Raw genomic sequence first — 23,815 nt, forward strand, 5'->3', positions numbered from 1 at the left:
TCCCGTTCGCCATCGGCGTACTGGTGGCACGGGTAACTGCCTGGCCTGCGGGAACATCGTCTCGCACCATCGGGTTAGGACGGTTGTCGGCGTTCGGGGTCAGGAGGCCAAGTACGGGTGTCGGCAGTTGGAATGAGCGGTCCCCGCTTGCGGGACTAAGCTGCGGAAGGACAGGGAGGGGATCGACCCCTAACTGACTGACCGCTCTGAGGAGCGATTAACGATGTTCGAGAGGTTCACCGACCGCGCGCGGCGGGTTGTCGTCCTGGCTCAGGAAGAAGCCCGGATGCTCAACCACAACTACATCGGCACCGAGCACATCCTTCTGGGCCTTATCCACGAGGGTGAGGGTGTCGCCGCTAAGGCCCTGGAGAGCCTCGGGATTTCGCTCGAGGCGGTCCGCCAGCAGGTGGAGGAGATCATCGGTCAGGGCCAGCAGGCCCCGTCCGGGCACATTCCCTTCACCCCTCGCGCCAAGAAGGTGCTGGAGCTGTCGCTCCGCGAGGCGCTCCAGCTCGGCCACAACTACATCGGCACCGAGCACATCCTGCTCGGCCTGATCCGCGAGGGCGAGGGCGTCGCCGCCCAGGTCCTCGTGAAGCTGGGCGCCGATCTCAACCGGGTCCGGCAGCAGGTGATCCAGCTGCTCTCCGGCTACCAGGGCAAGGAAGCCGCCACGGCCGGCGGCCCTGCGGAGGGCACGCCCTCGACGTCCCTGGTCCTCGACCAGTTCGGCCGGAACCTCACCCAGGCGGCCCGCGAGTCCAAGCTCGACCCGGTCATCGGGCGCGAGAAGGAGATCGAGCGGGTCATGCAGGTGCTGTCCCGCCGCACCAAGAACAACCCGGTCCTCATCGGCGAGCCCGGCGTCGGCAAGACCGCCGTCGTCGAGGGCCTGGCGCAGGCCATCGTCAAGGGCGAGGTGCCCGAGACCCTCAAGGACAAGCACCTCTACACCCTCGACCTCGGCGCGCTGGTCGCCGGCTCCCGCTACCGCGGTGACTTCGAGGAGCGCCTGAAGAAGGTCCTCAAGGAGATCCGCACCCGCGGCGACATCATCCTGTTCATCGACGAGCTCCACACCCTGGTCGGTGCGGGCGCCGCCGAGGGCGCGATCGACGCCGCCAGCATCCTCAAGCCGATGCTGGCCCGCGGCGAGCTGCAGACCATCGGTGCCACCACGCTCGACGAGTACCGCAAGTACCTGGAGAAGGACGCGGCCCTCGAGCGCCGCTTCCAGCCCATCCAGGTCGCCGAGCCGTCGCTGCCGCACACGATCGAGATCCTCAAGGGTCTGCGCGACCGGTACGAGGCCCACCACCGGGTCTCCATCACCGACGAGGCCCTCGTCCAGGCCGCGACCCTGGCCGACCGGTACATCTCGGACCGCTTCCTGCCGGACAAGGCGATCGACCTGATCGACGAGGCCGGCTCCCGGATGCGCATCCGCCGGATGACCGCGCCGCCGGACCTCCGCGAGTTCGACGAGAAGATCGCCGCCGTCCGCCGGGACAAGGAGTCCGCGATCGACTCGCAGGACTTCGAGAAGGCCGCCTCCCTGCGCGACAAGGAGAAGCAGCTCCTCGCCGCCAAGGCCAAGCGGGAGAAGGAGTGGAAGGCCGGCGACATGGACGTCGTCGCCGAGGTCGACGGCGAGCTGATCGCCGAGGTCCTCGCGACCGCCACCGGCATCCCGGTCTTCAAGCTGACCGAGGAGGAGTCGAGCCGCCTGCTCCGCATGGAGGAGGAGCTCCACAAGCGCGTCATCGGGCAGAACGACGCCGTCATCGGTCTCTCCCGGGCGATCCGCCGCACCCGTGCGGGTCTGAAGGACCCGAAGCGCCCCGGTGGCTCGTTCATCTTCGCCGGCCCGTCCGGTGTCGGTAAGACCGAGCTGTCCAAGGCGCTCGCCGAATTCCTCTTCGGCGACGAGGACGCGATGATCTCCCTCGACATGTCGGAGTTCAGCGAGAAGCACACCGTCTCGCGGCTCTTCGGCTCCCCGCCGGGATACGTCGGCTACGAAGAGGGCGGCCAGCTCACCGAGAAGGTGCGCCGCAAGCCGTTCTCCGTGGTCCTCTTCGACGAGGTCGAGAAGGCCCACCCCGATATCTTCAATTCCCTTCTCCAGATCCTGGAGGACGGTCGCCTGACCGACTCCCAGGGCCGGGTCGTGGACTTCAAGAACACGGTCATCATCATGACGACCAACCTCGGGACCAGGGACATCTCGAAGGGCTTCAACCTCGGCTTCGCGGCCCAGGGCGACACGAAGTCCAACTACGAGCGGATGAAGGCGAAGGTCAGCGACGAGCTGAAGCAGCACTTCCGCCCGGAGTTCCTCAACCGTGTGGACGACATCATCGTCTTCCCGCAGCTGACCCAGGACGACATCCTCAAGATCGTCGACCTGATGATCGGCCGCGTGGACGAGCGCCTGAAGGACCGGGACATGGGCATCGAGCTCTCCCAGTCCGCGAAGGAGCTCCTCGCGAAGAAGGGCTACGACCCGGTCCTGGGCGCCCGGCCGCTGCGCCGGACGATCCAGCGCGAGATCGAGGACACGCTCTCCGAGAAGATCCTCTTCGGCGAGCTGCGCCCCGGTCACATCGTGGTCGTGGAGACCGAGGGCGAGGGCGCGGAGCAGAAGTTCACCTTCCGCGGCGAGGAGAAGTCGGCGCTGCCCGACGTCCCGCCGATCGAGCAGGCGACGGGCGGCTCGGCCGGCCCGAACCTCTCCAAGGAGGCGTGAGGCGTTTCCTGAACGCCGAAGGGGCGGCCCCCGGAACCGACAGGGTTCCGGGGGCCGCCCCTTTCGCTACTTCTCCACCGTCAGCCGCGAGCCGAGGGCCGCGCGGCCGGTGATCCGGCGCTCGGGGAGGCCCGTGACGCGGACCTGCAGGGTGCGGGACGCCTGGTGCAGGGGCGTCAGGTCCAGCCCCTCGTCGCACGGCCGGGGCCGCCCCAGGCTCAGCAGGCCGAGGCCGGGCAGCTCGGCGACGGCCCGCAGGTCCCCGGCGTCCAGCTGCGGCAGGACCAGTTCCAGCTCCTCCAGCGCGTCGAGTCCCGCGAGCGCGCCGAGACAGCCCGTCGGCGGGCGGCTGACCCGTACGCGCCGCAGCTCCGCCCCGCAGACATGCAGGAACCCGAGGTCGTCGAGCACGTCGTTGTCGGAGATCACCACCGTGTGCACGGTGAGCCCGTCGAGCGCCTCCGCCAGCGCACCGGCCGTGAAGTCGCCGCGGAAGGCGAAGTGCCGGGCGTGCGGCAGCGTCCGCAGCAGTGGCAGCTGACCGGGCTCGGTCACGGTGAGCAGATGCTGCGACAGATCGAGCCGCGCCAGCACCTCCCGGGCGTAGACCTCCGTCGGGAACCTCGCCCAGTCCGTGGTCAGCGCGACCGTCGTGGCCGCCGTCCCCGCGAACTCCCGGGCGTACGGGACGGCCTCCGACCCGCCGACCTCGCAGATCAGCGACACGACCTGGTGCACGGCGTCCTCGGCGACCTTCTGCGGGTGCGGCAGCAGCGGCAGCACGTACGGGCCGAGGCTCGCCAGCTCGGTGAGCTGGGTGGCGTTCCGCGGCGGCAGCACCGACTTCACCGCCTTGCGCACGCGCGCGTGCAGCGGTTCCGCCAGCCAGGCGGCGTGCTGGGCGCAGCGCGCCGCCAGCACGTACAGCGTCGTCTTCCGGCCCCGGTCCCGGACCGCCGAGCCCGCGGCGAGCACCCCCTCCACCAGGACCGGCAGTTCGCGGCGGGAGCAGTGCCCGGCCGCGAGCAGCAGCACGTCGTGCCACTGGTGCTCCCGGACGTGCCGCAGCAGCTCGGACACGAGGTCGTCCTCGACGAACTCCTTGGCGGCCAGGAAGTCCTGGAAGGTGCGGTGGGCGAACTGGAAGACGTCGTCCGCGCGTTCCTGCAGCAGCCCGCTGCGGTTGAGCAGGTGCGTCAGGATCTCCGCCGGAGTGCCCTGGGCGGCGACCCGCGGCATCCCCGGCAGGGCGCGGGTCAGCTGGTGCAGCGCCTGCTGCCGGGTGAACTCCGTCTGCCCGCCGCGCACCAGCCAGGCCGCGATCCGCTGCAGCAGCTGCTGGTGCTCCTCCACGGACATGCGGATGCCGTCCGGGGCGTCGATCCGGCGGCGCTTGTCGCGGTCGCCGAGCAGCAGCTGCAGTGCCGACTGGTACAGCGCCCAGCGGGTCTCCGGCAGGAAGCCCTCCCGCAGCCGGTGCAGCGCGCAGATCACCGCGCACAGCAGCGGGGTGCGGGCGAGGTCGGCGAGCACCGGGTTGTGGCGGAACTGCAGGGCCAGGTCCCGTTCGAGCACGTCGAGTCCGGCCGGGTCGACGTCGTCGAGCCGGGCCGCTTCGTGCCAGGCGGCGACGAACGCCTGGATGTCCGCGTCGCGCATCGGCAGCAGCGTCAGTTCCTCGAACCGCTCCGCGCCGAGCCAGTCCGGGTCGACCGCCAGCGGCCGTACGGTCGCCACGCAGCGGGTGCGCGGGTAGCGGGCGAGCAGCCCGGACAGCCAGGCGTGGGCGGCCTCCCGCTCCTCCTGCGGCACCTCGTCGAGCCCGTCGACCAGCAGCAGCCCGCGGCCGGCGGCGAGCACCCGGCCGGCCCAGCCGTCCGGGGCGGGGTCCACCACGAGCCCGGCGACGCCCGGGAGCCCGGCGAGGCCGGGGAAGCCCTCGCCGCGGGCGCGCAGGGTGCGCAGGGGGACGACGAAGGGGACCAGGCCGTTCAGCTCGGCGAGGTTCGGCCCGAGGGTGCCGGCGGCGGCGTGCGCGGCCAGCCACCACACGAGCGTGGTCTTGCCCGCGCCGGCGTCGCCCCGGATCAGCACGCGGGGGCGGGAGGCGAGCAGGTCGTCGATGCGCTGCGGCACGGACGCGGTGTCGCCGCCGCGGCCCTTGGCGGCGGCCTCCAGCGACAGGTAGGCGGTGTCGAGGTCCCATTCGGAGGCCCGGCGGTCCAGCTCGTCCAGGCCGAAGATCTTGGTGCGGCGGTAGGCGGCGCCGAGGGCCTCGGCGTACTCCGCCTCGTACGGCCGGTCCTCGGGGTGGGTCCGGACGACCGGCGCCGGCGGGGTGAAGTCGCGGGGCAGGAGCCGGCGGACGTCCGGGTGGCCGAGGACGGCGGTGAGCGGCACGCACTCCAGGCGTCCGTGGCCGCGGCCGCGCGGCACGGCCCGCACGATGCCGATGAGCCCGCCGTCGGCGTAGACGGGCGCGCCGGACAGCCCCGCGAGCGGCGAGGGCGCGTCGTCGCCGGGCTCGGCCGGCGGGTGGTCGAGCTCGACGGTGAGCGTCCGGCGCACGAGACCGGCCATGGGCAGGACGGTGCCGGTGTACTGGTCGAGGTCGAGCTTCCGGCCCTCGTACCGCTGGACCCGCGGGAAGCCGAGGATCTCGCAGCCGGGCACGGGCCGGTCGGTGGCGAGGGCGCCGAGGCCGGGGGCGGGGCCGAGGGGGTCCTCGCTGTGCAGGAGGGCGAAGTCGAGCTCGTCGTCGGAGCGGATGACGCGTAACGCGGCCGGTCCGCCCCCGCCGGCGGCGGCGACCTCGGCGGTGTCGCGTCCGCCGACGACATGGGCGCTGGTCAGGATCAGGTGCGGGGTGAGCAGCACGCCGCTGCCCTGCTGCTGCCCGAGGACAGCGAATACCTGGCGGCCGGAGGTCACGGCGCCTCGCTCCCTCCGCCGAGACCGGACAGGTCGGCGGCCTCGTCGTTCCCGACGAGCCAGGCGCCGCCGGTCGTGGCGTTGCGCGGCTTGAGCGTGAACGAGACCCGGTGCGTCTCGCCCCTGGTCCGGCCCGCGTCCGCGCCGGCCTCGACGACCCAGGCCTTCACCTTGGTGCCGCCCTTCACCTCCTTGCGCAGCTCGATGGTGAACTCCATCTCGATGTCGCCCACTTCGAAGGCGACGTCCTGCCCGGTGGCCCGGGAGGCGGCCGCTATCAGCTGGTCGCGGACGGATGCGATGGCGTCGGCGAGTTCGATGTCGTTCGTGGTCATGATCGCGAAGGTATCGGCTCAGGTGAGGAGTCGGAGGGCGGGCGGGAGATGTTCGGTGCCGATTACCGAGTGGCCTGCGACATCGACGAGTTCGAGGTTCGCGAGCCGCGCCAGCGGGGCGAGGTCGTAGGGCTCGACGGGGTCGCCGTCGACGAGCAGGGTGCGCAGGCCGGGGAAGCACCGGGCGATCTCGCCGAACGGGCGGGGGCTGTTCTCGGCGTACAGCTCGAGCCGGTCCAGCTGGGGCAGCCGGAGCCCTTCCGGGAGGCCGCCGGGGGCGGCGGGCACGGCGGGCAGGGACAGGCTGACGAGCTGTCCGAGCGAGGCCAGGTCCAGCCACTGCTCCCGAGCGAGTTCGTCCGGGCGGTGCAGAATCAGGTGGGCCAGGGAGGGGAGGCGGCGCAGGGCCGCCCATCCTTCCTGGGGCGCGTGGAGCAGCGAGAGAGCCTGCAGGCGGTTGTCCGGAGGTACGGACGCCAGGGGCGGGGTGTCCCGGTCCACGAAGTGCAGGCTCGTCGCCGCGCCGAGCTGGGCGCGCAGAGCGGCCATTCCCTGATCGGTCACTCCGGCGCGGATGTCCAGATGCCTGGGGAACAGGCCGAGCCTCGCGACTTCGAGGGCTTGCTCGTCGGACTGGAGCGTGGCGTGGATCAGCTCCAGGTCCAGCCGGGCGATGATCTCCTCCGCGTACCGCCTCGTCTCGAACCGCGACCAGCCCCACATCAGCTGGGAACGGACGCTCAGGTCGGCGTGGTCCGTGAATCTCGCCAGGTAGGGAAGCGCCGCATCGTCGGTGACGTACGTGGCGGTGACCACGACGCCCCGGGCCGCCGCGTCGTCCAGCCCCTCCGGGCCCGGCAGCAGGTCCAGGACCGCGCGGCCCACCGAGGCCAGTTCCCGGGCTTCGTCCGGGGCGCTCGGCGGGATGACGGCTGCCGTCCGGCCCAGGATCCGCTCCCGGACGTCCGGCGCGACCTCCGTCGCGTGGTCCAGGGCCGTGGCCGCCACCACGACGATCCGCAGCCGGGTGCGCCGGTCCGGCGCCGCGTCCGCCGCGTTCAGCAACTCGCGGAAGATCTCCGCGCATTCGCGCGGCCGCGCGTGGGCGACGGCCATGCGGACGACGTCCTCCCACTGGTCGTCGGCCGCGTGCGCGACGAGGACGCCGATGTCCCACTGGTCGACCAGGGCCTTCGCGGCCAGGTAGTCCTGGAAGGTGCGGTGGACGAAGTCCACGGTGTCCGCGGTCGGTTCGCGCAGCAGTCCGCTGCGGTGCAGCAGGTGCGTGAAGACCGCGTCGGGGTCGCCGTACGCCGCCGCCTCCGGCACGGCCGGCACCGCGGACCGTACGACCTGCTGCGCGTGCGAACGGTCCATCTGCGTCCGCCCGTTGAGCGTCAGCCAGTACGCCAGGCGCTGGATCAGCTGGATCTGCGCGGCCTCGCCGAGCTCGATCCCGTACGGGTTGCCCATGTCCCGCTCGCGGTCGCGGCGCAGCAGCAGCATCGACAGCGCCGCGTCGTACAGCGCCTTGCGGCCGCGCGGCAGGAAGCCGCGGCGGTCGCGGTGCAGGGCGCAGATCAGCCCGCACATGAGCGGGTTGGTGGCGAGCGCCGCGACGTCGGGGGTGGTCCGCAGGGCGTCGAGGAGCGGCTGTTCGTACGGCTGCGCCTCCGGGCCCGCGGCCCGGTGCCAGCGCTCGACGAAGGTGGTGACCTCGGCGGCCGACATGGGGGAGAGGGTCAGCTCCGCGAAGCCGTCCTGGCCCAGCCAGTCGTCCCCCACGGCGGTGGGGCGGGAGGTGACGAGCCAGCGGTTGTCGCCGTCGTACGTGTCGAGCAGGTCCCGCAGCCAGCGGCGGGCGCGGTCGCGCTCGGCCTCGGGGATCTCGTCGATCCCGTCGACGAGGACCAGGCCGCGCCCGGCCGTCAGCACCCGGTCCGTCCAGCCCTCCGGCGGCGCGAGCGGGCAGCCGGCGGCGGACAGGAACCGGTCGGGCTCGGGCAGCCGCTCGCCGTGCCGGGTGAGGGCGCGCAGGGGCAGCACGAAGGGGATGCGGTCCCGCAGGTACGCCATGTCCTCGGGCAGGTCGTCGCGCACGGCGGACACGGCCAGCCACTGGACGAGGGTCGTCTTCCCGGACCCGGCGAGCCCGCGCAGCAGGACCTTGTCGTGGCGCGCGAGGGCGAGGTCGGCGCGGGCGGGGCCGTCGAAGTGGCGATGCAGGTATCTCCGCGCCAGGACGTGAGCATCCGCCATCGCCTGCTGATAGGCCCGAGGGTCGTTGAAGAGGCGGGCGAAAAGCTGTGTGTCGGCTTCGCCTTCGGCGACCGCATCGAAGATCGCGGACTCGCGCTCTGCGGCGAGCGCGCGGGCTGCGTCGGCGCCCGTGGCGATAACGGCCGCCGCGCGTACGTCCGGGTCGAGCGCCGCACGTTCCACCTCGCTCGCCAGGGTCCCCACGAAGTGCAGGCGCGGTGGGGATGCCGTCGCCTCCAGCGACAGGTACGCCACGTCCAGCGGCCACTGTTCGGCCGAGTGGTGCAGGTCGATGCCGTAGATGGTGAGGCGGCCGTACTTCTTCGCCACGTACGCGCGGTAGCGGCGCTCGAACTCCATGTCCCGGCCGTCCTGCCGGGGGACGCGGCGGATCAGCTCGTCGATCTTCGCGATCAGCTCCTGCTGGTCCCGGGCCTGCTCGACCAGGGTGCGGGCCACGAAGGTGGAGCGCCGGGTGAAGAAATCCAGGATGTGCAGGCAGGCCCATTCCGTCAGGGAGTCCAGGAAGTAGGCGGAGTCCGCCGAGAGCCCGGCCGGGGGTCCGCCCGCCGCCTCCTTCAGACGGCGGGCCAGTTCCCAGTGCCCGAGCCGGACCGCCTGGACGTCGTCCATGTCGAGGTCGCCGAGGGCCACCAGGGACCGGGCCAGGGCGTCCTTCACGGCCTCGGTCTCGTCCGCCGGGAACGGCGGCTCCCCGGGAGCGGCGACGGCCTCGCGGACCAGCGCCCCCGCGAGCCTGCGGACGTCGGCCTCCGTCAGGGTGCGCTTCTCGCCGCGGAAGGAGACCAGGCGGGACAGGCGGACCGGGGCTCTGCCCGCGAGACCGGCACCCGGCGTCTCCTGGACCAGGAGTTTCTTCAGCAGCGGCCCGATCGCCGCCGAGGCCAGTCGGGTGCCGATGACTGCTGGATCCACATGTCCCCCCGGAGCGTGCGGCGCGCGCTGATCACTGCGGATCAGCCTAGCGGCGGAGGGCGCCCGGACCGGCCCGGTCGCGTGACCCAGGTCGCAATCGGGGGCGGGCGTTCGTGACAAGGCGCACAGGCGTTTTCGGGGGTACTAGCCGGAATAGTGGTGTTCTTTCCGCCCCGATCGGGACGTTCCGTGCAAGCCGGGCGGGACTTTGGTCCCGAGGGGTCGCGGGTGGGGTCCCACCCCGCATTTCGGTCGGATCCGACCGGTCCCCACATGGGGTTAAACCGATTCGTTCGGCAGCTTTTGTCCGTTTTTCAAGCGCCCCTGCGACCCCGTCAAGAGTCGATTCGCTCCTCCGTCCGCTACGACGCGATGTCGTAGATGGGGCGTTTTGGGATGGGCTGGGGTGCGGGTTACCAAGGAACAGCCAGCCCGACGCACCGCTCGCGTCGGGATCGTTCTGTCCGGAGGTTTTCCCCCGTATGTCGAAGCGCGTCATGAACCCCACCCGTACCGTCGCCGTCGCCCTCGCCGCTGCGGGACTGGGAGCGTCTGTGGTGGCCGGAGCCGGGTCCGCCTTCGCCGCCGAGGGTCAGGCTCCGGTCCGCGCCCTCGCCGCGGCGCCCGCGTCCGCCGCCGTCGCCGCCCAGGCCGACGCCCAGGCGCAGGCCGCCGCGAAGACGGCCGCCGCCGTGAAGAAGGCCGTCGCCAAGGCGAAGGCCGTGAAGCCGGCGAAGAAGGCCGCGAAGAAGAAGGCCGCCTGGGTCAAGCCGGTCAACGGCTACACCCTGACCGCCAGCTACAACCAGGGCGGCGCCATGTGGGCCCACAAGCACTCCGGCCAGGACTTCGCCGTCCCGGTCGGCACCCCGGTCAAGGCCGCCGGCGCCGGCACCGTCGTCAAGGCCGGCCCGTACGGCGGCGGCGACGGCCCCGCGTACGGCAACGCCGTCGTGATCAAGCACGCCAACGGCAAGTACTCGCAGTACGCCCACCTGTCGAAGATCAACGTGCACGTCGGCCAGAAGGTCGGCGCCGGTCAGCGCATCGCGCTGTCGGGCAACACCGGCAACTCGTCCGGCCCGCACCTGCACTTCGAGATCCGCACCACCCCGAACTACGGCTCGGCGCTGAACCCGGCGGCGTTCCTGCGCTCCGTCGGCGTCACCATCTGACCCGACCCGACCGTCAGGCCCCGTGGGCCTGGGCGAGCAGATCGAGGGCGACCTCGAGGACGGCTTCGTGCTTCTCCTCGGGGTCGCCCTCGACGTTCTGCAGGAAGAACATCCCCGCGTGCATGGTGAACATGGCGCTGATGCAGCGGACCTTGTCCTTGAGTGCGAAGTCCGGCTCCTGGATGAGCTCGGTCAGCGTCAGCATCCTCTCCTTGAACGTCAGGCCGACGCTCAGCTCGCGGACCGTCGCCTGGTTCTCCTGCATGAAGCGGTACAGCGGGGCCGCGTGGACGAGGGCCACCTGGTAGCGGCGCAGGACCTCCTGCCGGGTCTCCAGGGTGCGCGGCTGCTCCTGGGCCCAGGCGATCAGCTCGTCCATGGGCCGGGTGAGGTCCTCGAAGAGCCCGATGAGGATGTCTTCCTTGGTCTTGAAGTGGTAGTAGAGCGCCGCCTTCGTGACGTCGAGCCGCTCCGCGATCTCCCGGAGCGAGGTCTTCTCGTACCCCTGCTCCGCGAAGAGCTCGAGCGCGACGTCCTGGATGCGCTGGCGGGTGTTGCCTCTGGCCACGGTGTGCTCCCGGCTCCTACGAAACTTACTTGACGCCCGGCTAGTGCCGCGTCTACCGTCCCCAGTGTAGTAACTAGCCGGGCGGCAAGTAAGTGCGCGTCCGTGGGGACGGGCGCGGGACCAGGGGATGACGATGAGCACCGAGACCGTGAAACAGGCACCCTCCGGGGAGCCGGCCGCACCACCGGAGCAGGAGCCGCCGGCGCGCAGCGTCCGCGTCGTCCTGCTCGCGCTGATGATCGCGATGCTGCTCGCGATGCTGGACAACATGATCATCGGTACGGCGATGCCGACGATCGTCGGCGAACTCGGCGGCCTGGCGCACCTCTCCTGGGTCGTCACCGCCTACACCCTGGCCACCGCCGCCTCCACGCCCCTCTGGGGCAAGCTCGGCGACATGTACGGCCGCAAGGGCGTCTTCCTGACCTCCATCGTGATCTTCCTGATCGGCTCCGCGCTCAGCGGCATGGCCCAGGACATGGGCCAGCTCATCGGCTTCCGGGCCGTCCAGGGCCTCGGCGCCGGCGGTCTGATGGTCGGCGTGATGGCGCTCATCGGCGATCTCATCCCGCCCCGGGAGCGGGGCCGGTACCAGGGCATGATGGCCGGCGTCATGGCCCTCGCCATGATCGGCGGGCCGCTGGTCGGCGGCACGATCACCGACCACTGGGGCTGGCGCTGGTCGTTCTACATCAACCTGCCGCTCGGCGCGGTCGCCCTCGCGATGATCACCGTCGTGCTCCACCTGCCGAAGAAGGAGCGCCGGGCGCGGACCCGGATCGACTTCCTCGGCGCGGCGCTGCTGACCGTCGGCATCACCTCGATCGTCCTCGTCACCACCTGGGGCGGCACCGAGTACGACTGGGACTCCGGCGTCATCCTCGGGCTGAGCGCGGCCGGGGTGCTCGCCCTCGCGGCGTTCCTGTGGGCGGAGACCCGGGCGGACGACCCGATCATCCCGCTGCACATCTTCCGCAGCCGCAACTTCACCCTCATGTCGGTGATCGGCTTCCTGGTCGGCTTCGTGATGTTCGGCGCGGTGCTCTTCCTGCCGCTGTTCCAGCAGTCCGTCCAGGGAGCCTCGGCCACCAACTCGGGCCTGCTGCTCCTGCCGATGCTGCTCGCCATGATGGTCGTCTCGCTGGTCTCCGGCCGGATCACCACCAACAGCGGCAAGTACAAGATCTTCCCGATCGCGGGCGGCGGGCTGATGGTCCTCGGGCTCTTCCTGCTCGCCCAGATGGACACCGGTACCTCCCGCCTCACCTCCGGGCTGTACATGGCGGTGCTCGGCGCCGGCATGGGCTTCCTGATGCAGATCACGATGCTCGTGGCGCAGAACAGCGTCGAGATGAAGGACATGGGCGTGGCCTCCTCCGCCACCACCCTGTTCCGCACCCTCGGCTCCTCCTTCGGCGTGGCGATCATGGGCGCGCTGTTCACCTCCCGGGTGCAGGACGAGATGGCCGCCCGCGGCGGTGGCGCGGCCACCGCGCAGTCCGCCCAGCTGGACGCGGCGAGTCTGGCCAGGCTGCCGGAGACGGTCCGCGAGGCGTACCAGCACGCGGTGGCCTCCGGCACGCACAGCGCGTTCCTGGTGGGCTCGGCGGTCGCGGTGATCGGCTTCGTCGCGGCGTTCTTCGTCAAGGAGGTCGCCCTGCGCGGCGCCGGCCCGCAGCGCCCCGCCCCGCAGGGCGCGGCCCAGCCGGAGAAGGCCGCGGCCTGACCCGTACGCGGCGGGGTGGTCCCCGCCGCGTACGAAGGGGGCCGGAGCGCGCACGCGCCCCGGCCCCCTTCCCGTACGCCCGGCCCTACACGTCGCGCAGCACCGGGAAGCTGCCGGTGTTCGTCGGCGCGTGGTCCGGCAGCCACAGGACCGCGATCGCCCCGCCGTCCGGCGCCGCGTTGCGGAAGGTCAGTCGGGCGCCGAGCACCCGCGCCTGGCCCGTCGCGATCGTCAGGCCCAGCCCGTGGCCCTTGCCCGCCCGGTCCTTCGACCCGGTGCGGAACCGGCTCGGGCCCTCGCGCAGCAGCTCCTCGGGGAAGCCCGGCCCGTTGTCCCGGACCCGGACCACCCGGCCCTCGACGGTGACCTCGACCGGCCCGCGGCCGTGCTTGGCCGCGTTGGCCAGCAGATTGCCGAGGATCCGCTCCAGCCGACGCGGGTCGGTGCTCACCCACGACTCGTGCACCACGTTCACCACCGCGTCCGGGTTCAGCACCCGCACCCGCCGCTCCACGAACTCGCCGAGCGCGATCTCCTGCAGCTCGGCCCGCTCCGAGGCGCTGTCCAGGCGGGCCACCTCCAGGACGTCCTCGACCAGCGTGCGCATCGCCTGCGCCCGGTCCCGCACCAGCTCCGAGGGCCGGCCCGGCGGCAGCAGCTCCGCGGCCGTCAGCAGCCCGGTCACCGGGGTGCGCAGCTCGTGCGCGATGTCCGCGGTGACCCGGCGCTCGGCCTCGATCCGCTCGTTCAGGGCGTCGGTGAGCGCGTCGATCGCCCGCGCCAGCTCGTCGGTCTCGTCCCGGACGACGCCCCCGATGGCGTCCCGGACCCGTACCTCCGTGTTGCCCTGGGCGACCTTGCCCGCCGCGGCCGCCGCCTTGCGCAGCCGGCGGGAGAGCTGGCCGCCGATCAGCACGCCGAGCGCGCAGCCGCCGAACACCACGGACACCGAGCCGATGATCAGCGTCCGGTCGAGGCTCTTCATGATCGCGGCGCTGCGGTCGGCGAACGGCATGTGCAGCGACAGCACGTCCCCGTTGGCCAGTGGCACCGCCGCCCACACGTCCGGCGAGCCGCCCGCCGCGTGCTCCTGCACGAACGTGCCGCGCCGCCCCTTCTGCATCAGCCGGTCCAGCTGCCGCGGCAGCAGCGGGTCGTTGATCTTCGCGCCGAACCGCAGCCGCGGCTCACGCGCCTTCGGCGTCGACTCGTACTGGAGCTGGGCCAGCAGCAGCCGGTCCATGTGGACCTCGCGGGCGTTGTCGAGCATCGACACCCGCGCCTCGTTGTGCACCACGATCGACAGCGCGGCGGCGACCAGGGCGCCGACCGCGGCGATGGCGATCGAGATCTTCCAGCGGACCCCGGTGCGCAGGGCGAACCGGCTCATACGCGCCGCCTCATGCCCTGAGCTTGTAGCCGAAGCCGCGGACCGTCTCGATCCGGTCCTGGCCGATCTTGGTGCGCAGCCGCTGCACATGGACGTCCACGACGCGGGTGTCGCCGCCCCAGCCGTAGTCCCAGACCCGCTCCAGGAGCTTGTCCCGGGAGAGCACCGTGCCCGGCGCGGACGAGAACTCAAGGAGCAGCCGCATCTCGGTCGGCGTCAGCGACACCGGGGCGCCGTCCCGCCGGACCTCCATGCCGTCCGTGTCGACCTGCAGGTCGCCGAAGACCAGTACCCCGCCCTCGGCCGCCCCGTCGCCGTCCGCCGCGCCGGCCCCCGCCCCGCCGGCGTGCCCGAAGCGGCGCAGCACCGCGCGGATCCGGGCCATCAGCACGGCGCCGTCGAAGGGCTTGGTGACGTAGTCGTCGGCGCCGGCCTCCAGGCCGAGCACCACGTCGATCGAGTCGGCCCGCGCCGACAGCATGATCACCGGCACGGTCGACTCGTCGCGGATCCGCCGGCACAGGCTGACCCCGTCCATCCCCGGCAGCATCACGTCGAGCAGCGCGATGTCCGGCCGCTGCGCCCGGAAGGCGTCGAGCCCCGCCAGCCCGTCGGGCACGGCGGTCACCCGGAAGCCGTCCCGCTCCAGGGCGAGCTGGGTGGCCTCGCGGATGACGTCGTCGTCCTCGACGAACAGCACATGGGTCTCGGCCATCGCGCGTTCCCTCGGTCCTCGTTCGTTCTCGTCCGCCCGCCGGCGGGCAGGCAGGGGTGGATCAGTTGCTGGGGGCGGCCGTCGCCGGGCCGTCGATCCCGCCGTCGCCGACCGCCTTGCTGTACTCGTTGTGCACCCAGTCGGTCTGGACGAACTTGTTGCCCGTCCAGCGGTAGGTCAGCACGTCCTCGCCCGAGGGGTACGCGACCGGGTCGCCCTTGGCGTAGATCTGCTTGGTGACGATCAGGTCGCCCCGGTCGATCGTCGCGTACACGGCCGCGTCCTCGGCCATGAAGACGTTCTGGTACTCCTTGTCCGCGGCGGCCCTGCGGTACACGTACGTGCCGATGCCGACCGCGTCCCCGCAGGTCATCACGTTCACGACCACGTCGGGCCCGGACCCGCCGGTCACGTTCCCGTACGAGGTGTCCACCGGGTAGGCGTCCGCGGCGCAGGGCTTCAGGCTCTCCTTCACCCGGGCGCCGAGCTTCGGATCGGCCTTCAGCAGCTCGATCGGGTCCGGCCGGTCCGTGGCGTACCCGGCGCCGGCGGACGGCGCGGGGGAGTCCACGGAGCTGGGAGCGCTGGAGTCGGCGCGCGCGGCGCCCTCGTCGCGGGAGCCGGTGCCCCCGGTCGAGCAGCCGGCCAGCAGCACGGCCAGGGCCGTCACCACACCGGCGGACGCGAGCAGGGACGGCCTCGCCGTCCCGCCCGCGCCGGTCACTGAGGGCCGGAGCCCTACGCCGCGCACCGCTCCTGCCCCCGTTCGTCGCGTCGGTCGGAACGCTCCCCGGCGCGCTGGGCCGGGATCCGGACCTCGCTCTCGGCGGACCGGTTCTCCAGCTCCTGGCGCAGCCGCGCCAGGGCGCGGTGGAGCGTGCTCTTCACCGTACCGGTCGACATGCCCAGCGCCGCGGCGGTCTCCTCCGTGCTCATCTGTTCCCAGTGGCGCAGCACGACGACGCTGCGCTGCTTGGGCGCGAGGATCTTGAGGACGTCCATGAGCAGGGCCCGGTCCGCGTGCTGCTCGGTCGCGTCGTCGACGGACGCGTCGTCGGGCAGCACCTCGGTGGGCACCTCCTCCAGCTTGCGGGCACGCCACCACTCGGTGCGGGTGTTGATCATCACCCGGCGAAGATAGGCGTCGGCGAGCGACTTGTCCGCGATTCCGTCCCAACGGCCGTACGTGCGGACCAGGGCGGTCTGCAGCAGGTCCTGCGCCTCCACCGGGTCGGGCACGAGCCGGCGGGCGCTGCGCAGCAGGGCGTCCTGCCGTGTGCGGACGTACTCCTCGAAGTCGAGCACCTCGCCGTGCGCCATCCGAACCGCCTCCATTCCCCGGATCATCCCCGTGACCACCCGTTTTCCGTACGCCGAGGACGCTACGGAGCGGTTGTCACGGGGCTGTCCGAGGGAGCCGTCGGCGGACGCACGGCTGTCCATCGGTTTTGTAACAGCGATTCGGGGGTAGGGGCTCCGGTTCGCCTCCTGCGCGGGCCCGCCGCGAGTCGGGCGCGGCGGGGTGCCTCCGGCCGGCAGCGGGTGCGGCTCAGGTCAGCGGCAGCCGGTACAGACCGTCCGGCAGCGGCTCCACGAGCCCGTCCGCGACCAGCCCGTCCAGCGCCCGGGCGCGCTGCACCGGCTCGTCCCACACCGCGTCCAGCCGCGCCTGCGGCACGGGCCCGACCGCCTCGCGCAGCACGGCCAGCAGCTTGCCCCGCACCTGCCGGTCGGTGCCCGCGTACGTCTGGCCCCGGCGGGGCGGCCCGTCGTGGGCCGGCTTCCCCGCCAGCCGCCAGGCGCAGGCGCCGGCGATGGGGCAGCGCCCGCAGTCCTCGTTCTTCGCCGTGCACACCAGCGCGCCCAGCTCCATCGAGGCCGCCGCCCAGCGCGCCGCGGTGCCGTCGTCGTCCGGGAGCAGGGCGCGGGCGAGCCGGCGCTCGGCCGCGGTGGTGGCGTTCGGCGGGTACTGGACGCCGGTCGCCGCCCGGGCGAGGACCCGGCGGACGTTGGTGTCCAGGACCGGATGCCGCTGCCCGTACGCGAACGAGGCCACCGCCGCCGCGGTGTACTCGCCGATCCCCGGCAGTGCGAGCAGCTGCGCGTGGTCGCTCGGGACGTCCCCGCCGTGCCGCTCCGTTATGGCCACGGCCGCGCCGTGCAGCCGCAGCGCGCGGCGCGGGTAGCCGAGCCGGCCCCAGGCGCGCACGGCCTCGCCGGGGGCCTCGGCGGCCAGGTCCGCGGGGCGGGGCCAGCGGGCCAGCCACTGCTCGTACACCGGCAGGACCCGGACGACCGGGGTCTGCTGGAGCATGAACTCGCTGACCATGACGCCCCAGGCCCCGGCCTCCGGCCGCCGCCAGGGCAGGTCGCGGGCGTTCTGGTCGAACCACGCGAGGACGGGCAGGTGCAGGGCGGCCGGATCGGGCCGGGGCTCGGTCGCGGAGGCCCGCGCGGGCTCCGCGGGGTCGGCGGCGGACAGGGGCGCGGGGGCGGAGGCGTCGGTGGAAGTCATGGCCTTCCGATCCTGGCACGTTCAGCGGGACCGGTCCCGCACGCCCCCGGGGCGCACGGTGGCGCGCTGCCGGGGTCCGCGCCCCGCGCACCACAGCACGGCCGCCGAGCGTCCGGCCCGGGCGGTGCCCACGAGGGCCGTGGCCGGCCGCGTCCAGGCGCGCACGGCGGCGTATGCGACGGCCCCGCCGAGCAGCAGCCCGGCCGCCACGTCGTGCGGGTAGTGCACGCCGACGAAGACCCGCGAGTACGCCATCAGCAGCGCGAGCGGCGCGGTCAGCCACAGCGTCCCGCGCCACGCAAGGGCGAGCGCCACGGCCGCGGCACCGGCGATGGCCGCGTGGTTGCTCGGGAACGACCAGTCGCCGGTCGGCGGGCACTCCACCAGCGGCGCGGGCGCGCCGGCGACCGCCCGGCAGGGCCGCTCCTCGTCGAAGACGGTCTTCAGCGCCTCGCTGACGGCGTAGCCGCAGGCGGTGGCGAGCGGGGCGAGCAGCGCCAGGGCCATGGTCCGCGCGCCGGCGGCGCGGGCGCGCCACCAGCCGGCGAGGAACAGCGCCGCGAACACCAGCAGTCCGGCCTCCGTCCAGAGTTCGGCCAGCTGCTGGAGCCAGTGCGGGGTGCCGCGGGCGTGGTCGAGGATGTCGAGGTAGAGGTTCTGGTCCATGGGCGCCGACGCTAGGCGTGGGCCCCCGCCCGGCACCCGGGGCGAAGGTCGGGAACCGCCCCTGACGAAAGTGGGGGGCGAGCGGCCCGCGGCCTCCCCCCAGGTCGCTCCCCGGGATGTGATCATCGGCAAAAACTGCCTCTCGGGCGGCATGGAGGGCGGGAGTTGGGCCCGAACTCTCGTAAGGTTCGTGCCGTGGGATCTCTGCGCAATCCGGTCGGTCCGCTTCCCTCCTCCATCTACTGGCGACGGAGGGCCGTCGCGCTGTGCCTGATCGCCCTGTTGACGGCCCTGGTCGTCTGGGCCGTCGGTTCCGGTGACGGCGGCGGGAAGAAGACGAACGACGGTGCCAACGGCGCCACTCCCGTGCCCTCCATCACCCCCGGACCGTCCTCCTCCGGGCCCGCCATCTCCGAACAGCCGGGCGGGCGCGACGAGTCGGGCGACGCGGGCGCGGACGGCGGCGCGGGCACGGGCGGCCAGGATTCCGGCTCCAGCGGCGGGGGCGACGCCAAGAACGGTGACACGACGGCCGGTTCGGGCGGCACGGGCGGCTCCGGCGCGGCGCAGCAGGTTCCGGCCGACTCCCCGCTGCCCAACTGCGCTGCCGGCGCACTGAAGTTGGCGCTGCGCAGCATCAAAGTCTCGTACGAGCAGGGGGAGAAGCCCCGCTTCGAGCTGATCGCCCGCAACACCTCGTCCGTCACGTGCAAGGCCGACTTCGGGCCGAGGACGGCGGTGCTGACGATCAGCGACGCGCAGGACGACGCGGTGTGGTCCTCGAAGGACTGCCCGCGCCCCGCCGGCAGCGTGCTGCTGCGGGTCCCGGCGGGCGGCTCGGCGACCTACGCGGTGGAGTGGGACCGGCGGCCCAGCGCCCCGGGATGCGCGACCCCGCAGGGCGGTGCGGCAGGCCCGGGCACGTACCTGGTCGAGGCGGTCTTCCCGGGGGCGCAGGTGCTCCCGGCGTCCTTCACACTGGCGAAGGACTGAAACGGAACGAGCCCTTCCGGCCGGACGCGGAAGCCCCGGCCGGGCCGGTTCCCCCCGGGGCGGTCCCATGCCGGGCCGGTCCATCCGGGGCCGTGCCGGTCCTAGACGTACCGCTCCAGGATCGAGGACTCGGCGAGCCGGGACAGGCCCTCGCGGACGCTGCGCGCCCGGGCCTCGCCGACGCCGTCCACGGTCTGCAGGTCGTCCACGCTGGCGGCGAGCAGCTTCTGCAGCCCGCCGAAGTGCTCCACCAGCCGCTCGATGATCGCGCCGGGCAGTCGCGGCACCTTCGCGAGCAGCCGGTAACCGCGCGGCGAGACCGCCGAGTCCAGCGTCTCGGGCGAGCCGGTGTAGCCCAGGGCCCTGGCCACGATGGGCAGTTCGAGCAGCTCGGCGTGGCTGAGCGCGTCCAGCTCGGTCAGCGCCTCGGCGACCGTGCGCGAACGCTTGGCCGTCGGCTCGGGCACGTAGTCGCGGACGACCAGCTCGCGCTCCGGCTCCACGCCCGCGATCAGCTCGTCGAGCTGGAGCGACAGCAGCCGGCCGTCGGTGCCGAGCTCGACCACGTACTCGGCGATCTCGGTGGCGATCCGGCGGACCATCTCCAGGCGCTGCGCGACCGCGGTGACGTCCCGGACGGTCACCAGGTCCTCGATCTCCAGGGCGGAGAGCGTGCCGGCCACCTCGTCGAGCCGGAGCTTGTACCGCTCCAGCGTCGCCAGGGCCTGGTTCGCGCGGGACAGGATCGCCGCCGACTCCTCCAGGACGCGGCGCTCGCCGTCCACGTACAGCGCGATCAGGCGCATCGACTGGGAGACGGAGACGACCGGGAAGCCGCACTGCTTGGAGACCCGGTCGGCGGTGCGGTGCCGGGTGCCGGTCTCCTCGGTCGGGATGGAGGCGTCCGGGACGAGCTGGACGCCGGCCCGCAGGATCTTGCTGATGTCCTTGTCGAGGACGAGCGCGCCGTCGAGCTTGCACAGCTCGCGCAGGCGGGTGGCGGTGAACTCGACGTCGATGACGAAACCGCCGGTGCACATCGACTCGACCGTCTTGTCCATGCCGAGGACGATGAGTCCGCCCGTATTGCCGCGCAGAATGCGCTCCAGGCCGTCACGGAGGGCGGTGCCGGGGGCGACGGCACTGAGCGACGCACGCATCAGTGCCTCGTTGTCCTTGGCTGCCACTGCACTCCTCCGGCTCGTACGGATGGGCGAGACCAGGGCAAAGTCTAGCGACCCCGCCCCGGCCCGGTTCCCGGTGCGCGGATTCGCCCGCGCGAAGCCCTGCCCCGTCCGTACGCGGGTCATGCCCCGGCCCTCCCGTACGGAACCCCGCTCGAACGCCCGCCCGGCCCGTCCGCCGCGCCGCGCCGGCCGAGCCGCCCCGCCCGAGCCGCCCCGCCCGAGCCGCCGGGGCGCGGGCGCCACCGTCCGCCGGCCGTCCGCCCCGTCCGCCGCGGGACGCCGTCAGCCCGCTCGTCCGCCCGCTCGTCCGGTGCCGGCCGTCGTCAGCCCGACGGCTCCTCCGCCTTCGGGGCGCGGCGGCTGCGCGGCAGCACGCGCAGCGCGTCGCCCATATCGGCCACCTCCAGCACCTTCATGCCCGGCGGCACCTTCCCCGGGTCGCCCGGCACGAGCGCGTGCGTGAAGCCCAGGCGGTGCGCCTCGGCGAGGCGGCGCTGCACGCCGGTCACCCGGCGGACCTCGCCCGCCAGCCCGACCTCGCCGATCGCGACCAGGTTCTTCGGCAGCGGGGTGTCACTGGCCGCCGAGGCCAGCGCCAGCGCGATCGCCAGGTCGGCCGCGGGCTCGGACAGCTTCACGCCGCCCACCGTCGCCGAGTAGATGTCCCGCTTGCCCAGCGCGCTGATCCGGCCGCGCTGCTCCAGGACCGCCAGCATCATCGAGACCCGGGAGGTCTCCAGGCCCGAGGTCGTCCGGCGCGGCGACGGGATCTGCGAGTCCACCGTCAGCGCCTGCACCTCCGCGACCAGCGGGCGGCGGCCCTCCAGCGTGACGGTGAGGCAGGTGCCCGGCACCGGCTCGGCGCGCCGGGTCAGGAACAGCCCCGACGGGTCGGCCAGGCCCGTGATCCCCTCGTCGTGCAGCTCGAAGCAGCCGACCTCGTCCGTCGCCCCGTACCGGTTCTTCACCCCGCGCACCAGGCGCAGCCGGGCATGCCGGTCGCCCTCGAAGTGCAGCACCACGTCGACCAGGTGCTCCAGCAGCCGGGGACCGGCGATCGCGCCGTCCTTCGTCACATGGCCGACGAGCAGCGTCGACATGCCCCGTTCCTTGGACGCCCGGATCAGCGCGCCGGCGACCTCGCGGACCTGCGCCATGCCGCCCGGCGCACCGTCGATCTCGGGCGAGGCGACGGTCTGCACCGAGTCCAGGACCAGCAGCGAGGGCTTGACCTCGTCCAGATGCCCGAGCACGGCCGACAGGTCCGTCTCCGCGGCCAGGTAGAGGTGCTCGCTGAGCGCGCCGATGCGGTCGGCCCGCAGCCGGACCTGGCTCGCGGACTCCTCGCCCGTCACGTACAGCGTGCGGTGCTCCTCGTTCGCCGCCTTCGCGGCGACGTCGAGCAGCAGCGTGGACTTGCCGACGCCCGGCTCGCCGGCGAGCAGCACCACCGCCCCCGGCACCAGGCCTCCGCCCAGCACCCGGTCCAGCTCGTCCACCCCGGTCGAGCGGGCCGTGGCCTGCCGGCCGTCGACCTGGCCGATGGGCAGCGCGGCCGTGGACACCCGGCCGGCGGCGGTCGTGCGGACGGCGGGCGCGCCGTACTCCTCGACCGTGCCCCACGCCTGGCACTCGGGGCAGCGGCCGAGCCATTTGACGGTCGTCCAGCCGCACTCGGTGCAGCGGTAGGACGGCCGGTCCTTGCCGGATTTCGTACGGGCAGCCATGAGCGACACCGTAACGGGAGGCACCGACAACGCGGGCCGGGCCGCGGACGCCGGCGCCCCGCCCGGCGCCCGGTGACGGACTCGTGTCCCCTTTTGAGGGATACGTTCACCCGTAAGAATTAAAAGTGTTCAAGAGGTACGAACAGCCCGCGGCGCACTGCCTACGGTCGCCGGGTGACGAGCAGCAGGCTGGAACCCCCCACCCACACCACCGGCGCACACCGGGCGCACCGGCGCGACGACCACGGCCCCCGCACGCTCGGCCAGCGCCCGCCCGCCAGTTACGAGGCGTACCTCGACGGCCTGTTCACGTACTGCCTCTCCGTGCTCCACGACCACGACACGGCCACCGCGGTCCTCGGCGACGTGCTGGCCGTCGCCGAACGGCGGCACGCCCGCTGTCCCGACGACGAGGAGGGACGCACGGCCTGGCTGTACGCGCTGGCCCGCTGGGCCTGTCTGCGCAGCCTCGCCGAGCAGCGCGGCCGGCGGCAGGGCGCGCACACCGGCCGCCCCGCCACCGTCCCGGCCCGCGAGCCGCGCCTCCCCCCGGACGTCGCCGAGCGCCGCCGCGCCGAACTGGCCCGGCTCGCCTGGCCGGAGGCGGCCGGCACCACGCCGGAGCAGCGCGAGGCCCTGGAGCTCGCCGTCCGGCACGGCCTCAGCCGCGACCAGGTCGCCTCCGTCCTCGGCCTGGACGCCCTCGCCGCCCGCGAGCTGCTGGCCTCCGCCGCCTGCGAGGTCGAGCGCACCCGGGCCGCACTCGCCGTCGTCGAGACCGGCAGCTGCCCGACCGTCGCCCGGCTCACCGACGACCACCAGGTCCTGCTCTCCGCCGCCCTGCGCACGGAGCTGGTCCGGCACGTCGACGACTGCCCGCGCTGCCGCCGGGTCGCCGAACGCGCCGGAGCGGCCGCCCCGTGGCCGGGCGCCACCGTCACCCCGGCCCGGCTGCCCCTGGTCGAGGCGCCGCGCGCGGCCACGTACGTGGCGATGCTGCACGTGCCGCGCGCCCGGGCCGGGGCCCCGCGGTTCGGCCCCACCGGCTTCCCGCTGGACCCCAAGGACCACGCGGCCCGGCGCGACCGGATGCGGGCCCGCGCGGTGACCACCACGGTGGTCGCCGCGGTCGTCGCCGCGCCGGTGCTCGCGCTGTGGGCGGCGTACCGGGGCGCGCCGCTGACGGGGGAGGGCCGCGGCGGCGACGCGGTCAGCGCCCGCGAGGACGAGCAGGGCGAGGGCCGCCCCGGCGACCCCGGGTACGACCGCTACGAGAACGCGGGCAACGCCAGTACCCGCCCGCAGCCGCGGTTCACCCGCGGCAGCCGCTCCCCGGACGTCTCCGTCGAGATCGTCGACCCCGGGGCCCCGTCCGTGCCCGCCGCTCCCGGCCAGGCCGCTCCCGGCCGGCTCGCCGTCGCCGCGCACTCCGCCGGCGACACGACCGTGCTCACCCTCACCAACGCGGGCGGCTCGCCCGTCGGCTGGTCGCTGTGGACCGACGCGTCCTGGCTGTACGTCAGCCGGGCCTCCGGCACGCTCGGCCCCGGCGAGTCGGCGACGGTGTACATCAAGGTCGACCACGCGCGCGAGCCGTCCGGCGCGTGGAGCGCCCGGGTCGGCGTCCAGCCGTCCGGGGCTGTCCTGCGCATCGACGGGTACGGCGCCACGGACCCCGGCCCGACCGACCCCGGCCCCACGGACCCGGGCCCCGGCCCGTCCACGCCCCCGCCGACCTCGCCGGACCCGGACCCGACCCCGACGGACCCGGCCCCGACCGATCCGGGCCCCACGGACCCCGGCCCGACCGGCCCCACGCCGACGGACCCCGGCCCGTCCGACCCGTCCCCGACGGACCCGCCCGACGGCGGCGCCCCGTCGGAGAACCCGCCGCCGGACGGCGGGAACGGCACGGGCGACCCGGCGCCGGGCTCGTAGGG

At 73.4% G+C, this 23,815-nt stretch carries 17 protein-coding genes; 5 read left to right on the forward strand and 12 right to left on the reverse strand.

The features are described 5' to 3' along the window. Nucleotides 1–223: 223 nt before the first annotated feature. Complete coding sequence (locus tag ACNJ93_RS17830; protein WP_418958396.1) at nt 224–2,752, forward strand: ATP-dependent Clp protease ATP-binding subunit; 2,529 nt, start codon at nt 224–226, stop codon at nt 2,750–2,752. A 66-nt stretch (nt 2,753–2,818) separates the two neighbouring features. On the opposite strand, the gene ACNJ93_RS17835 is transcribed toward ACNJ93_RS17830, so the two are convergent. The 3 genes from ACNJ93_RS17835 to ACNJ93_RS17845 are packed head-to-tail and all read right to left on the reverse strand — an operon-like array spanning nt 2,819 to nt 9,213. Next, the gene (locus ACNJ93_RS17835; RefSeq protein ID WP_418958397.1) at nt 2,819–5,683 is read right to left on the reverse strand and encodes an NACHT domain-containing protein; all 2,865 of its coding nucleotides are present in this window, start codon (nt 5,681–5,683) and stop codon (nt 2,819–2,821) included. Further along, nucleotides 5,680–6,018: a trypco2 family protein gene (locus ACNJ93_RS17840; RefSeq protein ID WP_418958398.1), complete on the reverse strand. Its 339-nt coding sequence runs from the start codon at nt 6,016–6,018 to the stop codon at nt 5,680–5,682. The genes ACNJ93_RS17835 and ACNJ93_RS17840 overlap by 4 nt, the downstream gene beginning before the upstream one ends. An 18-nt stretch (nt 6,019–6,036) precedes the next feature. Beyond that, complete coding sequence (locus ACNJ93_RS17845) at nt 6,037–9,213, reverse strand: NACHT domain-containing protein (protein WP_418958399.1); 3,177 nt, start codon at nt 9,211–9,213, stop codon at nt 6,037–6,039. A gap of 482 nt (nt 9,214–9,695) precedes the next feature. Here ACNJ93_RS17845 and ACNJ93_RS17850 point away from each other — a divergent pair, with 482 nt between their 5' ends. Then, on the forward strand, nt 9,696–10,388 hold the full coding sequence (locus tag ACNJ93_RS17850; protein WP_418958400.1) for a M23 family metallopeptidase: 693 nt from the start codon (nt 9,696–9,698) through the stop codon (nt 10,386–10,388). Nucleotides 10,389–10,401: 13 nt separating this feature from the next. On the opposite strand, the gene ACNJ93_RS17855 is transcribed toward ACNJ93_RS17850, so the two are convergent. Then, the gene (locus ACNJ93_RS17855) at nt 10,402–10,956 is read right to left on the reverse strand and encodes a TetR/AcrR family transcriptional regulator (protein ID WP_418958401.1); all 555 of its coding nucleotides are present in this window, start codon (nt 10,954–10,956) and stop codon (nt 10,402–10,404) included. Nucleotides 10,957–11,089: 133 nt separating this feature from the next. Between ACNJ93_RS17855 and ACNJ93_RS17860 the strand changes: the two genes are divergently transcribed. After that, entirely contained in the window at nt 11,090–12,682 is a 1,593-nt protein-coding gene (locus ACNJ93_RS17860; protein ID WP_418958402.1) for an MDR family MFS transporter, read from the forward strand. 85 nt (nt 12,683–12,767) lie between these two features. Here the strand turns inward: ACNJ93_RS17860 and cseC are convergent, their stop codons facing one another. The 6 genes from cseC to ACNJ93_RS17890 all read right to left on the reverse strand — a co-directional run bounded on the left by cseC (nt 12,768) and on the right by ACNJ93_RS17890 (nt 17,968). Next, on the reverse strand, nt 12,768–14,072 hold the full coding sequence (cseC, locus tag ACNJ93_RS17865) for a two-component system sensor histidine kinase CseC (RefSeq protein WP_418958403.1): 1,305 nt from the start codon (nt 14,070–14,072) through the stop codon (nt 12,768–12,770). A gap of 10 nt (nt 14,073–14,082) precedes the next feature. Further along, the gene (gene cseB, locus ACNJ93_RS17870; protein ID WP_418958404.1) at nt 14,083–14,787 is read right to left on the reverse strand and encodes a two-component system response regulator CseB; all 705 of its coding nucleotides are present in this window, start codon (nt 14,785–14,787) and stop codon (nt 14,083–14,085) included. A 61-nt stretch (nt 14,788–14,848) separates the two neighbouring features. Further along, complete coding sequence (locus ACNJ93_RS17875; protein WP_418958405.1) at nt 14,849–15,511, reverse strand: hypothetical protein; 663 nt, start codon at nt 15,509–15,511, stop codon at nt 14,849–14,851. 14 nt (nt 15,512–15,525) lie between these two features. Further along, entirely contained in the window at nt 15,526–16,107 is a 582-nt protein-coding gene (locus ACNJ93_RS17880; protein ID WP_418961446.1) for a SigE family RNA polymerase sigma factor, read from the reverse strand. Nucleotides 16,108–16,336: 229 nt separating this feature from the next. Further along, nucleotides 16,337–17,302: an A/G-specific adenine glycosylase gene (locus ACNJ93_RS17885; RefSeq protein WP_418958406.1), complete on the reverse strand. Its 966-nt coding sequence runs from the start codon at nt 17,300–17,302 to the stop codon at nt 16,337–16,339. A gap of 21 nt (nt 17,303–17,323) precedes the next feature. Beyond that, a complete protein-coding gene (locus ACNJ93_RS17890; RefSeq protein ID WP_418958407.1) occupies nt 17,324–17,968 on the reverse strand; it encodes a phosphatase PAP2 family protein in 645 nt (214 codons plus the stop codon). A 195-nt stretch (nt 17,969–18,163) separates the two neighbouring features. On the opposite strand from ACNJ93_RS17890, the gene ACNJ93_RS17895 reads away from it, so the two are divergent. Then, nucleotides 18,164–18,961, forward strand: a complete 798-nt coding sequence (locus ACNJ93_RS17895; RefSeq protein WP_418958408.1) for a hypothetical protein — start codon at nt 18,164–18,166, stop codon at nt 18,959–18,961. A 101-nt stretch (nt 18,962–19,062) separates the two neighbouring features. Here ACNJ93_RS17895 and disA read toward each other — a convergent pair whose 3' ends face one another. Together disA and radA are read right to left on the reverse strand one after the other, a co-directional pair. Further along, nucleotides 19,063–20,121, reverse strand: coding sequence for a DNA integrity scanning diadenylate cyclase DisA (gene disA / locus ACNJ93_RS17900; RefSeq protein ID WP_418961447.1), 1,059 nt, complete (start codon nt 20,119–20,121; stop codon nt 19,063–19,065). A gap of 350 nt (nt 20,122–20,471) precedes the next feature. After that, a complete protein-coding gene (gene radA / locus ACNJ93_RS17905) occupies nt 20,472–21,875 on the reverse strand; it encodes a DNA repair protein RadA (protein WP_418958409.1) in 1,404 nt (467 codons plus the stop codon). 174 nt (nt 21,876–22,049) lie between these two features. Between radA and ACNJ93_RS17910 the strand changes: the two genes are divergently transcribed. Further along, nucleotides 22,050–23,813 (forward strand): BACON domain-containing protein, encoded by a 1,764-nt coding sequence (locus ACNJ93_RS17910; RefSeq protein ID WP_418958410.1) that lies wholly within the window; start codon nt 22,050–22,052, stop codon nt 23,811–23,813. Nucleotides 23,814–23,815 lie beyond the last annotated feature (2 nt).

Origin of the sequence: Streptomyces tritici (assembly GCF_048500665.1) — a bacterium.
GTDB classification, from domain to species: domain Bacteria; phylum Actinomycetota; class Actinomycetes; order Streptomycetales; family Streptomycetaceae; genus Streptomyces; species Streptomyces tritici.

Excerpts from the sequence above, each read along its gene's own strand:
- disA (WP_418961447.1), bottom strand. The coding sequence starts at position 20,121 with ATGCGTGCGTCGCTCAGTGCCGTCGCCCCCGGCACCGCCCTCCGTGAC.
- ACNJ93_RS17880 (WP_418961446.1), bottom strand. The coding sequence starts at position 16,107 with ATGGCGCACGGCGAGGTGCTCGACTTCGAGGAGTACGTCCGCACACGG.
- ACNJ93_RS17885 (WP_418958406.1), bottom strand. The coding sequence starts at position 17,302 with ATGACTTCCACCGACGCCTCCGCCCCCGCGCCCCTGTCCGCCGCCGAC.
- ACNJ93_RS17840 (WP_418958398.1), bottom strand. The coding sequence starts at position 6,018 with ATGACCACGAACGACATCGAACTCGCCGACGCCATCGCATCCGTCCGC.
- ACNJ93_RS17830 (WP_418958396.1), top strand. The coding sequence starts at position 224 with ATGTTCGAGAGGTTCACCGACCGCGCGCGGCGGGTTGTCGTCCTGGCT.
- ACNJ93_RS17890 (WP_418958407.1), bottom strand. The coding sequence starts at position 17,968 with ATGGACCAGAACCTCTACCTCGACATCCTCGACCACGCCCGCGGCACC.
- cseB (WP_418958404.1), bottom strand. The coding sequence starts at position 14,787 with ATGGCCGAGACCCATGTGCTGTTCGTCGAGGACGACGACGTCATCCGC.
- ACNJ93_RS17850 (WP_418958400.1), top strand. The coding sequence starts at position 9,696 with ATGTCGAAGCGCGTCATGAACCCCACCCGTACCGTCGCCGTCGCCCTC.
- ACNJ93_RS17860 (WP_418958402.1), top strand. The coding sequence starts at position 11,090 with ATGAGCACCGAGACCGTGAAACAGGCACCCTCCGGGGAGCCGGCCGCA.
- radA (WP_418958409.1), bottom strand. The coding sequence starts at position 21,875 with ATGGCTGCCCGTACGAAATCCGGCAAGGACCGGCCGTCCTACCGCTGC.
- cseC (WP_418958403.1), bottom strand. The coding sequence starts at position 14,072 with ATGAGCCGGTTCGCCCTGCGCACCGGGGTCCGCTGGAAGATCTCGATC.